This window comes from Antrihabitans stalagmiti (genome assembly GCF_016482825.1).
Taxonomy (GTDB): Bacteria; Actinomycetota; Actinomycetes; order Mycobacteriales; family Mycobacteriaceae; genus Antrihabitans; species Antrihabitans stalagmiti.
In genome coordinates, this window is sequence record NZ_JAEMNV010000003.1 from 735,723 (window position 1) to 749,261 (window position 13,539).

At 63.7% G+C, this 13,539-nt stretch carries 11 protein-coding genes; 3 read left to right on the top strand and 8 right to left on the bottom strand.

Annotated features, from left to right (window positions below; genetic code table 11):
• Position 1: 1 nt before the first annotated feature.
• The 4 genes from JGU71_RS12195 to JGU71_RS12210 all read right to left on the bottom strand — a co-directional run bounded on the left by JGU71_RS12195 (position 2) and on the right by JGU71_RS12210 (position 4,182).
• Entirely contained in the window at positions 2-2,176 is a 2,175-nt protein-coding gene (locus JGU71_RS12195; RefSeq protein ID WP_199704373.1) for an AAA family ATPase, read from the bottom strand.
• Between the two features lie 6 nt (positions 2,177-2,182).
• A complete protein-coding gene (gene pssA, locus JGU71_RS12200) occupies positions 2,183-3,058 on the bottom strand; it encodes a CDP-diacylglycerol--serine O-phosphatidyltransferase (RefSeq protein WP_199704374.1) in 876 nt (291 codons plus the stop codon).
• Positions 3,055-3,768: a phosphatidylserine decarboxylase gene (locus JGU71_RS12205; protein ID WP_199704375.1), complete on the bottom strand. Its 714-nt coding sequence runs from the start codon at positions 3,766-3,768 to the stop codon at positions 3,055-3,057. Before JGU71_RS12205 ends, pssA begins: the two co-directional genes overlap by 4 nt.
• Before the next feature lie 135 nt (positions 3,769-3,903).
• A complete protein-coding gene (locus tag JGU71_RS12210; RefSeq protein ID WP_233529033.1) occupies positions 3,904-4,182 on the bottom strand; it encodes a GlsB/YeaQ/YmgE family stress response membrane protein in 279 nt (92 codons plus the stop codon).
• 250 nt (positions 4,183-4,432) lie between these two features.
• On the opposite strand from JGU71_RS12210, the gene JGU71_RS12215 reads away from it, so the two are divergent.
• On the top strand, positions 4,433-5,464 hold the full coding sequence (locus JGU71_RS12215; RefSeq protein ID WP_199704376.1) for a beta-ketoacyl-ACP synthase III: 1,032 nt from the start codon (positions 4,433-4,435) through the stop codon (positions 5,462-5,464).
• 5 nt (positions 5,465-5,469) lie between these two features.
• Here JGU71_RS12215 and JGU71_RS12220 read toward each other — a convergent pair whose 3' ends face one another.
• The 4 genes from JGU71_RS12220 to JGU71_RS29820 form a co-directional block, all read right to left on the bottom strand.
• Complete coding sequence (locus JGU71_RS12220) at positions 5,470-6,624, bottom strand: PQQ-dependent sugar dehydrogenase (RefSeq protein WP_199704377.1); 1,155 nt, start codon at positions 6,622-6,624, stop codon at positions 5,470-5,472.
• Positions 6,625-6,634: 10 nt separating this feature from the next.
• Complete coding sequence (locus JGU71_RS12225; RefSeq protein WP_199704378.1) at positions 6,635-7,375, bottom strand: SIMPL domain-containing protein; 741 nt, start codon at positions 7,373-7,375, stop codon at positions 6,635-6,637.
• Between the two features lie 367 nt (positions 7,376-7,742).
• A complete protein-coding gene (locus JGU71_RS29815) occupies positions 7,743-7,994 on the bottom strand; it encodes a hypothetical protein (protein WP_233529034.1) in 252 nt (83 codons plus the stop codon).
• Between the two features lie 46 nt (positions 7,995-8,040).
• Complete coding sequence (locus tag JGU71_RS29820; RefSeq protein ID WP_233529035.1) at positions 8,041-8,199, bottom strand: hypothetical protein; 159 nt, start codon at positions 8,197-8,199, stop codon at positions 8,041-8,043.
• A gap of 466 nt (positions 8,200-8,665) precedes the next feature.
• Here JGU71_RS29820 and JGU71_RS12235 point away from each other — a divergent pair, with 466 nt between their 5' ends.
• On the top strand, positions 8,666-9,307 hold the full coding sequence (locus JGU71_RS12235) for an SNARE-associated domain-containing protein (protein ID WP_199704379.1): 642 nt from the start codon (positions 8,666-8,668) through the stop codon (positions 9,305-9,307).
• Positions 9,308-9,367: 60 nt separating this feature from the next.
• Positions 9,368-13,534, top strand: a complete 4,167-nt coding sequence (locus tag JGU71_RS12240; RefSeq protein WP_199704380.1) for a bifunctional nitrate reductase/sulfite reductase flavoprotein subunit alpha — start codon at positions 9,368-9,370, stop codon at positions 13,532-13,534.
• The last annotated feature ends 5 nt before the right edge of the window (positions 13,535-13,539 follow it).

Genomic DNA, 13,539 nt, shown 5'->3' on the forward strand with positions numbered 1-13,539 from the left:
TTCAGCCGGAACGGTTTTCGGCGTAGGTAGCGAGGGCGGCTACCTGCACCGGATCGAGCGATGGCCGGACAGCTTTGCGTGCTGCGGCGACATCGGCTGCCGTCACATCGGCGGCGTCGATGCTTCGCCGCATCGCGGCAAGTGCTGATTCTCGCAGCAGCGCAGCGCAATCCGCAGCGGAATAGCCGTCGAGATCGTCGGCGAGCGCATCGAGATCGACATCGTCGGCCAGTGGCACCGATCGCCCCGTCGTCCGCAGAATGTCGCGCCGCGCCTCGGCGTTCGGCGGAGGCACAAAGACCAGTCGTTCCAACCGGCCTGGACGCAACAATGCGGGATCGATGAGCTCCGGCCGGTTGGTGGCGCCGAGGACAACGACGTCGCGGAGCGGCTCGATGCCGTCGAGTTCGGTCAGCAGGGCGGCGACGACACGATCGCCGACGCCGGAATCCGAGCTCTGTCCGCGACGCGGCGCAAGAGCGTCGACCTCGTCGAGGAATACCAGCGAGGGTGCCGAATCCCTTGCACGCTGGAACAATTCACGTACGGCCTTCTCCGATGCGCCGACCCACTTGTCCATCAGTTCGGCACCTTTGACTGCGTGCACGCTCAACTGACCGCTGCTCGCGAGTGCTCTGACGAGGAAGGTCTTACCGCAACCGGGCGGACCGTAGAGCAGGACCCCGCGCGGCGGATCGACACCGAGTCGCGCGAACGAATCGGGGTGGCGTAGCGGCCACAGCACGGCTTCGGTGAGCGCCTGTTTGGTCTCGACCATGTCGCCGACGTCGTCGAGGGTGAGGCTGCCGATCGCGAGTTCCTCTGTGCCGGAACGCGACAGCGGGCGGATGACCTCGAGAGCACCGAGCAGGTCGGCCTGCTCGAGTACGGGTTCCTCGTGTGCCTTACTGGCGCGGGAGGCGGCGCGCAACGCGGCCTCGCGACAGAGTGCCGTGAGATCTGCGATAACGAAACCGGGTGTCCGTGACGCGATCTCGTCGAGCTTCAATTCTCCGGTCGGAACCTTGCGAAGCAGCAACTCCAGCAGAGCTTTTCGGACCGAGCCATCCGGAAGGCTCAGCGCCAGTTCACGATCGCACAGGTCGGGTCCGCGGAGCCTTTCGTCGACTGCGTCCGGATGTGCGGTGGTCGCCACGAACGCGACACCAGGCGTGCGGAGCGCTGCGCGAATCTGGTCGAGTATCAGCGTCGCAACCGGCTCGGGTTCGTTCGGCAGCAATGCGTCGATGTCGGTGATCAGCAAAACTCCGCCCGTCGCCACCGCGGCGACCCCTTCGCTGACTTCCCGCAATCGCGAGCCGATGTCGGTCGCGCCGACGGTCGGACCGTCGAGCTCTACGACGTTGCGTGCAGCGAGCACCGACCGGGCGAGCGTCGCTTTGCCGACCCCGGCCGGACCGGTGATGAGCACGCCGAGATGTGGGGACGCGCGCAGCGTGCGTAGCAACTCTGGTTCGTCGAGGGCGAGTCCGAGCCATTCGGTGAGCTTTGCAGCCTGGACCTGCGCACCGACAAGATCCTCCACTGCCACGGTGGGCATGGCGGGAGCCGACGCAGGGGTGATCGAGGTACCGCTCGCACCGACGGCCGTTCTGATCTCACCCGATCCCCAGACCACCGCCGTGTTGGGTTGCACGCTGACCGGACCCGTCGACGGATCGAGTGCGGTGACGGTCAGCAGTTCCGAGGTCCATGCGACGCCGAAGGTACGCGAAAGTGCTTGTGTGGCAGCGGCGGTGCTCGTGCCGGGACCGAGATCGCGGGGCAACAGCGACACGGTGTCGCCGACGGTGACGACCTTGCCGAGCAGCGCCTGTCGCAATGTGGCAGCCGAGATCGAGTGGGTCGCCAACGCGGACCCGCTCACCGAAACTCGCTTGGCGCCGAAGACCGTCGCGGGCGCGATGACGACGGACGCATCTTCCTTGATGCCCGCGTTGGACAGGGTTACGTCGTCGAGGAGGGCGGTTCCGGTGGGCGTACCTGCCGGTGCGATCCCGGCGACCGCGGCGGTGCGGCGGGACCCGACAAGCGAGATCCCGTCCCATTCCCTCAGGCCGAGTGCGGTGAGCACTTCGGGATGAAGGCGTACGACGCCGCGGCGGGTGTCGGCGGCCGAGTTGTTGAGGCGGGCGGTCAGCGCGAGTTCGGGCACGTGCCGCTACTCGCCGCTCGGCCTGCGAAGCCGCAGTCGTGCGGACGATCGACGGATCTGACCAGGCGAGGACCGTCGGATCGCGCGGCGCTCGGCGCGTCGTTCTGCAGGTTTGCGATCCCAGGTCTCGGGTCGTGCTGCGACCCAGCGCTGCGACCTGACCGCAAACGGTATGTGCACGAGGTAGATGCCGACAAGCGCCATCAGCAGGATCAGGGGATAGACGACGAGTGCTGCCGCAGCGATGGCGACGAAAACCAGAAGCACGGCCGCGAGTTGAGGCGGCACCGACACCGATTTCATTGCCAGCGTTGGGATTCGGCTCACGATCAAGGCGGCGGAGAAGATCGTCCAGATCGCGACCAGGTAGAAGTTGGCCCACCAGCCGTCGCCGAACTCGGCGAACATGGCAATCGGCAACAGCGCGATCAAGGCACCCGCCGGAGCGGGCACTCCGACGAAGTATTCCCTCGCGTAACTCGGTCGGGTGTCGTCGTCGTTGAGGGTGTTGAAACGCGCGAGTCGTAGCACGATACTGACGGCGAAGATCAACGCAATGATCCAGCCGCCGTTGGCGTTCCGTTCCAGCAGTGCGGTGTAGAGGATGAGTGCGGGTGCGACGCCGAAGGACACAGCGTCCGACAGCGAGTCGAGTTCGGCGCCCATCTTGGAAGTGGCGTCGAGCAGGCGGGCGATACGTCCATCGAGGGTGTCGAGCACGGCAGCGGCACCGATCATCGCCAGCGCAATGCGGAGATCGTGGTCGAGTGCGAACTTCACCGCGGAGAGCCCAGCGCACAGCGCCATGACGGTGATGACGCTCGGCAGCAGTCGCACCGGTCTTATCTGGCGCGCTCGACCCTTGATGGACTTTGCGCTCATGGGAGCTCGGCCAGCACCGTCTCGGCGCCGATGGCACGTTGACCGCGCTCGACCTGCAGGCGCGTCCCCACGGGAAAGTAGGTATCGACGCGCGACCCGAAGCGGATGAGTCCGTACGTCTCGCCGAGGGCAAGGGTGTCACCGACGTTGGCGTTGCAGACGATCCGGCGGGCGATCAAACCGGCGATTTGGACGACGGCGATCTCGTGTCCGTCGACCGTCTCGAGCAGCATGCTGTTGCGCTCGTTCACTTCGCTGGCTTCGGCGAGGTCCGCGGACAGGAATTGACCGCTCTGGTGCGTGATCGATTTGACGGTGCCTGCAACAGGGGTCCGTTGCACGTGGACGTCGAGCACGGAAAGGAAGATGCTCACCCGCGGACGCGGAGTGTCGCCGAGATTCAGTTCTGCAGGCGGAACTGCGGTGTCCACGAGTGCGACCTCGCCGTCGGCCGGAGCAACGGCAATGCCGGGACGGCTCGGCGGGACGCGGCTCGGGTGGCGGAAGAATGCGGCGCATGCGCCTGCTGTTACGAGACCTGCATTGCGAACCCACCTGTGCTTGCGACCGAGGCCGGCGACCGCGAGGGGTCCGACGACAAAGGGCAGGCCAGCGGGGTGCAGCGGAGGAATTGTCGAGCGAATCAGTTCGACGAAGTGGTTGATCCCCGTTTCCGGGGGAGTGCCGATCGGCGTTGGGCGGCGGGCCACGGGCTCCTCTAACGTCGTTGAACAAGGGTTGCCGTGTTGTCGAAGGAACAAGGTGCAATCCAAACAACACAGGCCGCCCACACTTTACGTGAGCGGCCCGGTCGGTGGTGCAGGTGCGCAGAGTGCGAAGCAGACTCAGACGCGCCTGCTGCCCTTACTCGCTACGAAACGCTCGTAGCCCACGATCAGTACCGCGGCGACGATCACGCCGAGGATCAGGGCGATCCAGTCGATGCCCTTCGTGTCGTCCTTGCCGCTGATCGCGCTGAAGATGAACGATCCGGCGAATGCCCCGACTACGCCGAGCCCGATCGTGATCGGGATCGAGATGTTCTGCTTACCCGGCAGCACCAGGCGAGCGAGAACTCCGATAATTGCGCCCAAGATGATGGCGCCGATAATTGTTCCAATCATGGAAAACCCAACCCCTTCCGAACATGCGATGGGCGTCATTGCCCAACTGAGATAACGATATTCGACGGCCGAGCCGACTGCACGCATTCTCCACTTGTGAGCATGGCCGTGTCCGACGAGTCCGCATACCCCAGGCAAACGATGCGCAAACTCTCCACGGCAATCGATCCTCGGATGGTGCTCTTCCCTACCGCCGGGTAGAATGTGAGGGAGCCTCACTTTTTGCTGGGAGAACCTGCTAGGAGAACCAATGCCGGCCTCAATCGCTGCCATCTCGGGTGCCAAGCACACCGCGATCCTCGGACTTGGCGTGTATCGACCCTCTCGAATCGTCACCAACGACGAGGTCGCTGGACCGATCGACTCGAGCGACGAATGGATTCGGACGCGGTCGGGGATCAAGACCCGGCGGTTCTGCGGCCCCGATGAAACGGTGGTCTCGATGAGTGTCGACGCTTCGCGCATCGCCATCGAATCGGCAGGCATTGCTCCCGATCAGGTCGACTGCGTCGTCGTTGCCACCTCGACCTGGATGTTGCTGACGCCGGCTGCCGGCCCGCAGATCGCAACGGAACTGGGTATGAACACAACGGCCGCGTTCGACGTCTCCGCGGGTTGCGCGGGTTTCTGTCACGGTCTCAGCCTCGCTGCCGACATGGTCAAGTCGGGCACCGCTCGCCACGTACTCGTTGTCGGTGTCGAAAAGCTCAGCGACACAATCGATATGACTGATCGCACGACGGCGTTCCTCTTCGGTGATGGCGCCGGAGCGGTCGTCGTCGGACCGTCGGAGGTCAACGGCATCGGCCCGACCGTGTGGGGATCGGAGGGCGACAAGTCCGACGCCATCCGACAGACCAAGGATTGGGTCGAGTTCTTCAAAGAGATCGAAGACCTCGGCCTCGACGCGCGTCGGCCCTACCTGACGATGGAAGGCACCACCGTCTTCCGCTGGGCGGCGCACTCGCTGGAGAAGGTCTGCCGGGAATCGTTGGATCGAGCAGGGGTAGCGGTCGAGCAACTCGACGCGCTCATCCCGCATCAGGCCAACGGCCGAATCACCGAAGTGATGGCACGGATCCTGAAGCTGCCCGACAACTGCGCCGTCGCGAACGACATCGAAGAAATGGGCAACACCTCGGCAGCCTCGATCCCGTTGGCGATGGACACGATGCTGCGCAAAGGCGAAGCCAAGCCAGGTGACACCGCGCTACTCATCGCATTCGGCGCCGGACTCTCCTACGCGTCACAGGTCGTCTCTCTGCCCGGTGTGCCTGTCTGACCTGCTCAGCTCGCGCGCGGCGTAACTCGCAACACCTTGTCGTCCGAACCGTTGTCGGTCGTCAGCAGCAACGACCCGTCCGGCTGCGCGGCGACAGACCTGATTCTGCCGACCGTGCCGTCCAATTCGGTGGGCGAGACCTCGTCGGCGACGCTGTTGCCATCGTCGGACAGTCGAAGCAGCAGTAGTTCCTGGCCTTTCAGCACACCGACCGCCAAGGCACCGTTCCAGTCGCCCCAGGCGTCGCCGTCGACGAAGGTGCCGCCTGCTGTCGCGATGGTCGACGGACCCGACGACCACACCGCACCGATCGCGCCCGGCACCCGTTCGGGGTCGGTCATAGGAACGGACTCGTCGTACCGGTCGGGATTTCGGTCGGGCTTCCATCCGTAGTTGCCGCCGCTGCGCAGCAGATTCACCTCGTCGTCGCGCGAGCTGCCCTGCTCGACCGCGAAGATGCTCTCGGTGCCCGGACGTAGGGCCAACCCCTGCACGTTGCGGTGCCCGAGGGTGAAAATCGGACTGTCGGGGAACGGATTGCCTGCCGCCGGGCGTCCGGTGTTCGCGTCGATCCGCAGCACTTTGCCGCCGAGCGAGCCGAGATCCTGCGGCACCGTCGGTCGTGCGGAATCGCCGACACCGATGTACATGGTGCCGTCGTCCATCGTTAGCAGACGACAACCGCCATGCCGACCGGAGTTGATCGGGAAGCCGTCGATCAGCGTGCCCGTTCGAGTGAGGTTGGTCCACGCGTCGTCGACGGTCCAGGTCTGCACTCGGACGTCCTTGGTGTCGCCCGACTGAAAACCCTGACAGGTGAACAGCTTTCGTGAGCTGTCGAAGTCGTTCGCCAGGGCGATCGACATCAGGCCGGTCTCGCCCGACGCGAACAGATCGGTCTGATCGGCGGCGACGTCGGTCGGCTGCCCGCCGGGCCGCAACGCGACGAACCGCCCGCTGCGTTCGCCGGTGAGCAGTGTCCCGTCCGGTGCGGTCACCACATCCCACGGATGATCGAGTCCCGCCATGACGGTTTCCACGTCGAGAGCAGGGAACGACGACGGCGGGGCGGCCGACGCCCTCACGGGCTGATCGGTGCCGCACGCAGTGGCACAGGCGAGCGCGAAAATTCCGGTCAGTGCCAACTGCGGTGCACGCATGAAATCCAATCTAGTCGAGTGACCATTTGACGGTGACCTGGAAGCTCACCGTCTGCTGCCCCGGTTCGAGCGCGAAAGAGGCGCTGCCTTCGAGGGTGTCGCGTTGTACTTGCGGTTGTGGGATCGCAGTATCGCCGCGAACCTCGGTGATCGTGATGACGTCACCGAGCGATTCACCGGAGAGCTCGGCATATTGCTCGGCTCGGGCCTTCGCGTCGTTGAAAGCACGCTCGCGCGCGTCCGCGAGCAGTTGGGTGTTGTCGTCGATGTCGAACGAGACGCCGTCGAGGCGGGCGTTGTCGCCACCAGCCTTGACCGCCTTGTCCAGCACTTCCGAGGCCTTCGAGAGGTCCCGCACGACTATGCGCACCGAGTTCGTGACGCGATAGCCGGTGATGGTGTTGGTGCCGCCTGTCGGAAGGTTGTTGTACTCCGGCGAGACCGACAGTTGATTGGTCTGGATATCTTCCTTCGCGACGCCGCTGCCCGAGAGCGCGTCGATCATGGCGTTCGCCCGCTCGTTCGCGGTCGAGACGGCTCCGGCGACGTCGGGGGCGCTGACCTCGATCCCGACCGTCGCATTGAGGATGTCCGGCGTACCGCGGACCTCACCGTTGCCGACGACGGTGACGTCCCCGCCATCGCCCGAGTCGGAGTTTGTGCAACCACTCAATCCGAGCACCGCGACAGCGGCCGCCGCCACCCCGATTGCGGCCTTCGTTCTACGAGTGTGTGTCGTGCGAGTTTTCATTACGCCTGCCCCTCATTCCGTCGAAGCCGCGATTCGGCCGTCGTCCCGGACCCGACCTCGAGTGTAGAGAAATCGTGTGCCGGATTTGTGAGGGTGCAGCACAGGCGAAATGCTCGAACGGGCCACCAGTGCTCGTTTCAGCGTCGAGTTGCGACACTGATGGCCCGTTCGCGATGGCGGATCAGACGTTGTTGCCGCGGTGCACGTCGGTACCGGTCTGAGTTGTGTAGGTCGGAGCATCGGTGCGGTTGTGGACAGTCATAAATTCTCCTGAGTGAATAGGGCGGATGATGACCGTGCTTCGGGCATCACCCTGTGTTTTGCCGACTCGATCGAGGCGGCAAGAATGTGGGAGTCCCGATCGGCGCTACGAGATGCTGATGGCGTCCTTGGCGATCGTGGCGAAGTGCGTCTGGGCTGCCGAAACGACGGCGGACCGGTTCTTGTTGGTCTCCTCGAAAGACACCACTGCGCGAATGGCAGCCGGGTCTTCGAGTGTGCGAATTGCGGCGACTGCGTCTGGGGCGGTCAAGTCTTCGTAACCGTCGATCGCTAGTTCCTCTACGTCGACGACCTTCGAATCGCTCGGTCGGACCAGTTCGCGTACGCGAGCCGGCAACTGCTTCGCCGCAGCGGCAAGGTTGTCGCCCGCTCGCGCAATCCAGCTACCTGGCGACCATCAGCCGTTCGGCGAGATCGGTCACTTCGGGATGATTCTTCTGTGTGGCGAGCGCCTTGAGATACGTTGCGCGACGTAGTAATTGGTATTCGAGCAGGAGATCGCCCAGTACGGCCTCATCGAGTGGTTGGGGCTGCTCGATCATCGTCTTGACCAAGGCTGCGCCACGACCGAGCGCCGGACCGCGACGGCGGGAAGATCTCGGTGTTGGTCAGCCTTGCGAGCGCTCGCAGCTGCGTGAGTATCGCGTTCTTGGGCGTAGTTGTTGGCACTGTGTTTGTCCTGACGTTGGCAGAATTGCCGAGATCGACTCGGTAGCAGAAGAATTGGAATAAATCCGGAACGACGCCAGCGGGCTCGAGCGTCTCTGCATGGACTACCCGAGTGAGGTCCTGTCAAACGCAGGGCAACGCGACATCTCCCACACCGGGTCGATGTTCAGTGGACGACTTTCTCGCACTACTACTTTTGTAGTGTTTCCACTACTATTGTAGTGACGACGACGCTCCGCAGCCGCCACAACTGGGGTCGCCACGGATGCGACGTTGCCTGGGATTCGCAAATGCTGTGCCAAGGGTGACGAATGTTGCCCGCTCACGATCGGAGCCGTCATGGACATCGCAGCCGGACTCGAGCTGGTCGCATCGGCCGTTTCAGCGCCGCTGCTGCTCGCCGTCATCGCCGCGATTCTTGTCGTGGAATCGGGATCCGTTGTGGGAGTGCTGCTTCCAGGTTCCAGTATCGTGCTCAGTCTGGGCGTGCTCGTCGGAACCGGAACGGTGCCGATGCTTCCGGCAGTATGTGTCGTCGCGATCGCAACGACGGTCGGCACTCAGTATTCGTTCCTGAGGGCGCGCGAACAGGTGGCCACCTTCGAAGTCTCGCGAGGGCTCGACGAATTGACCGGAGGCAGACTTTCTCGTGCGGTCGCTGCGACACAGCGGATGTCGGACCGATCCCCGCGCGCGGTGTCCTTCGGGGCGCCGCTGTTCGGCGGTATCCGCACATTGGCACCGAGATTTCTTGCACAGTCGCCGATCCGCTACCAACAATTCGCTGGATTGAGTGCGCTGTCGGCATGGGTCTGGTCCGTAGTTCTCGTATCCGTCGGAGCTGTTGCAGGTGCCGGCGACCGGATCGGCACTGTGATCGGACTCGTCGGAATCCCTGCGTTTGCGACCTTCGTCGTCATTCGGAGGTGGCGGCGTCGGTGTGACCCGCGTCGCTTCTCAGCAGCAATATCGAATCGGTGAGCGAGGTGTGACCTCCTGTTCAACGTTTCGGAAACCTTGTGGAAACGTCAGCGCGTCACGATGGCCGGTGTGACCATCGACGACATCGAACGGACGAGGACCGCGTGCTCGTACTGCGGCGTCGGCTGTGGCATCGTCGTCGACACTCAGAAGGACCCGAAGAGCGGCGCCAAGTTCATCGCTAAGGTGTCCGGCGACAAGCTGCATCCGACGAACTTCGGGCGACTGTGCACCAAAGGTGCGACGCATGCCGACATGATGCGGGCAACCGGTCGGATGGAAACCGCCCTCGTGCGAGGCACGCGTGGTGGTGAACCGGAGGCCGTCGACGTCGACGACGCGATCCGTGACGCCGCCGAGCGCTTACGGCGAATCGTCGACGAGCACGGACCCGATGCTGTCGCGCTGTACGTGTCCGGGCAGATGTCGATCGAGGCGCAGTATCTCGCCAACAAGCTGGCCAAAGGTTTCCTGCGCACCGTTCATATCGAATCTAATTCACGATTGTGCATGGCGAGCGCCGGTACGGGCTACAAACAGTCGCTCGGCGCGGACGGCCCACCGGGTTCATACACCGACTTCGAATCGAGCGACCTCTTCTTCGTCATCGGTGCCAACATGGCCGACTGCCATCCAATTCTCTTCCTGCGGATGTCGGAGCGGCTGAAAGAGGGCGCGAAGCTGATCGTCGTTGATCCGCGCCGCACGACCACTGCGGACAGGGCTGACCTGTTCTTGCAGATCGCGCCGGGCACAGACTTGGCGCTGCTCAACGGGATACTGCATCTGCTTGTCGAAAACGGTTGGATAGACGAAGATTTCATCGCCGCACACACCGATGGCTGGGCAGGTATGCCGGAGTTTCTCGCCGACTACACACCGGAGCGCGTCGCCGACATCACCGGTCTTTCCGTCGAAGACATCCGCACCGCCGCCGAGCTGATCGGCGCGGCAGGGGAGTGGATGACCTGCTGGACAATGGGTTTGAACCAGAGCACCCATGGCACGTGGAACACCAACGCGATCTGCAACCTGCACTTGGCAACCGGCGCCATCTGCCGACCAGGCAGCGGACCGCTGTCGCTCACCGGTCAGCCCAATGCGATGGGCGGTCGCGAAATGGGTTACATGGGGCCTGGTCTGCCGGGCCAGCGGTCGTCGGTAGCGGCGGACGACCGTGCATTCGTCGAAGATAAGTGGGGTCTCGAGCCCGGGACGATCCGAACGGACATCGGGCCGGGCACGATCGACATGTTCACCCAACTGGCTGCGGACAAGATCAAGGCCTGCTGGATCATCTGCACGAATCCCGTTGCAACGGTGGCAAACCGAAAGACGGTGATCGCAGGCCTCGAGACGGCCGAGTTGGTGATCACCCAGGACGCGTACGTCGATACGGCGACCAATGCGTATGCCGACATCATCCTGCCGGCGACGCTGTGGGCGGAATCGGACGCGGTGATGGTGAACTCCGAGCGCAATATGACGTTGCTGCCGAAGTCGATCGAGGCGACCGGCGACGCCCGACCCGACTGGCAACTCATCGCACAGGTCGCCGCCGCGATGGGATTCGAGAAGGACTTCACCTACGCGAGTAGCGAAGAGATCTTCGACGAAATCAAGCTCTTCTCGAATCCGAAGACTGGCTACGACCTTCGCGGCGTCAGCTACGAACGTCTGCGGACGACACCGCTGCAGTGGCCGTGTCCACCCGACGACGACAACGATCGCCACCCGATTCGTTACCTCAACGACGGCGTCAGTCAGACCCTGTTCGTCGACGCTGACGGAACACAACCTCGACTCGCCTTTGCGACGCCGACCCGACGTGCCAACTTCTTTGCGCGACCACACATGCCTGCCAAGGAGATGCCGGACGACGAGTATCCGTGGGTCCTCAATACCGGCCGCCTGCAACATCAGTGGCACACGATGACCAAAACCGGCAGGGTCGCCAAGTTGAACAAGTTGAACCCGGGACCGTTCGTCGAGATCCACCCGATCGACGCGGAAGCGCTCGGTATAGAACCGAAAGACCAGGTGGAGATCGCGTCCCGCCGCGGTCGCGCCGTCCTTCCCGCCGTGGTGAGCGATCGCGTCCGGCAGGGCAATTGTTTTGCGCCCTTTCACTGGAACGACGAACACGGCGAGTACCTCACGATCAACGCCGTCACCAACGACGCAGTCGACGCCGACTCTTTGCAGCCCGAATTCAAGGCCTGCGCAGTGACGTTGCGTCGAGTGACCCCTGTTGCCGTTCCTGCAGCCACCGAGCCGCAGGTCGTGGTTGCCGACAACCCGATCGCGACCGCGCTCGGAATCGGCAGTATCGCACCGCCCGCGCTGTCGGAGTCCGAGAAGCTCTACCTCGCAGGCTTTCTCAACGGACTTCAGGCTGCGCCGCCGACTTCGGTACCGGTACTTCCGAGCGGTGCACCGATTTCCGAGCCGATCAGGCTGTGGGTCGACGGCATGTTGGCGGGCACCTATTCGCGGACCGCCGCGGCGGGCGCTGCATCGCCAGCCGTGGCACCGACTGATGTGCCCAGATCCGTTGTGGTGCTGTGGGCATCCCAAACAGGTAATGCCGAAGAGTGTGCGACCCAATGCGCGGATCGTCTCGAGTCGTTGGGTCTCTCGGCGCGACTTGTCGACATGGATACCTGCGAGCTCAGCGAACTGGCCCGTGTGCAAGACCTTTTCGTCATCACGAGCACGTTCGGCGACGGCGGCCCGCCCGACAATGGTGCCGACTTCTGGAGCAGGCTCAGTGCCGACGACGCCCCAGCTATGAAAGGTGTTCGGTACGCGGTCTTTGCGATGGGCGACTCGTCCTACGACGACTTCTGTGGCCACGGTCGAGCCGTCGACACCAGGCTGAGTGCGCTCGGCGCGATACCGCTGCTGCCGCGCGTCGATTCCGAACCCGACTACGAAGAACCATTCCGGCAATGGTTGGCCAAGGTTGTGACGGCTTTGGCTGCTGGCGCTACCGAAACGACCCCCGACGCACCTGCGCACTCGATCTCACCGGCGCGAGCGGTAGTGCCGAGAGGTGGCGTGATCACCCGCCCCCGGATCCGGCCGGCCGTCGGCGCGCCGAAGCCGTTCTTCACCAGGTCCGAACCGATTTATGCGCCACTCGTACGCAATTCGCGGCTCACCGTCGAGTCGTCCGGAAAAGAGGTGCGCCAGTTCGGTTTCGACATCTCCGAGTTCGATGTCACCTACGACGCGGGCGACGCGCTCGGGATCTTCCCGGTCAACGACGAAGCAGTGGTGGCAAGTTGGCTGCAGGTGACCGGTGTCGACGGCGACCGCGTTATGGAGATCGACGGTGACCAGACTCCGTTGCGCACTGCGCTCCAGTCGAGTTTGGACATCTGCAAGGTCACCCCGGATTTGCTTCGGTTCATTGGGGAGCGCAACCCGGACCCCAAGCTTGCGAAGCTGCTTCGACGCGACAACAAAAACGAGCTCGACAAGTTTCTGTGGAGTCGCCATGCCGTCGACGTCATCCGAGCGTTCCCGGTCGCCGCGTCAGCGAGCGACTGGTTGTCGGTACTGAAACCGATTCAGCCGCGCCAGTATTCGATCTCGTCGAGTCCGCTGGTGAGTCCGAAGGAAATTCAGTTGACGACGTCGGTGGTGCGCTTCGGGCGCGAGGACGACCCGCGTCGCGGTGGCGTCTGCTCGACGTTCCTTGCCGATCGAGCGGAGAACACGAAGGTCCCGATCTTTCTGCAGCGGTCACCCAACTTCCGGCCACCGACGGAACCTGCAACGCCGATGATCATGATCGGCCCCGGCACCGGTATAGCGCCGTTCCGTGGGTTCCTGCAGGAGCGCAGGGCACTTGGCTGCTCTGGTAAGAACTGGTTGTTCTTCGGCGATCAGCACAAGGCGACCAATTTCTACTATCGGTCCGAGTTGGAAGAGCTGTTCCGCGCGGGCTTCCTGAACAGACTCGACCTGGCCTTCTCACGTGATCAGCGTGAACGGATCTACGTGCAGGACCGCATGATCGAGCACGGTGCCGAGCTGTGGCGGTGGGTGGAGGCCGGTGCCCACATCTACGTATGCGGCGACGCGACGCGGATGGCGAAAGACGTCGACGACGCGCTGCTGCGCATCGCTCAGATCCACGGCAACCTGTCCGACGAGGGCGCCCTGTCGCTGAAGAAGAAGCTGGTCGCCGACAAGCGTTATGTGCGAGACGTGTACTGATCGCA

What these genes read in the sequence shown, in the direction of transcription:
- pssA (WP_199704374.1), bottom strand. Translation starts at nt 3,058, where the DNA reads ATGAGCGCAAAGTCCATCAAGGGTCGAGCGCGCCAGATAAGACCGGTG.
- JGU71_RS12210 (WP_233529033.1), bottom strand. Translation starts at nt 4,182, where the DNA reads ATGATTGGAACAATTATCGGCGCCATCATCTTGGGCGCAATTATCGGA.
- JGU71_RS12215 (WP_199704376.1), top strand. Translation starts at nt 4,433, where the DNA reads ATGCCGGCCTCAATCGCTGCCATCTCGGGTGCCAAGCACACCGCGATC.
- JGU71_RS12220 (WP_199704377.1), bottom strand. Translation starts at nt 6,624, where the DNA reads ATGCGTGCACCGCAGTTGGCACTGACCGGAATTTTCGCGCTCGCCTGT.
- JGU71_RS12225 (WP_199704378.1), bottom strand. Translation starts at nt 7,375, where the DNA reads ATGAAAACTCGCACGACACACACTCGTAGAACGAAGGCCGCAATCGGG.
- JGU71_RS29820 (WP_233529035.1), bottom strand. Translation starts at nt 8,199, where the DNA reads ATGATCGAGCAGCCCCAACCACTCGATGAGGCCGTACTGGGCGATCTC.
- JGU71_RS12235 (WP_199704379.1), top strand. Translation starts at nt 8,666, where the DNA reads ATGGACATCGCAGCCGGACTCGAGCTGGTCGCATCGGCCGTTTCAGCG.
- JGU71_RS12240 (WP_199704380.1), top strand. Translation starts at nt 9,368, where the DNA reads ATGGCCGGTGTGACCATCGACGACATCGAACGGACGAGGACCGCGTGC.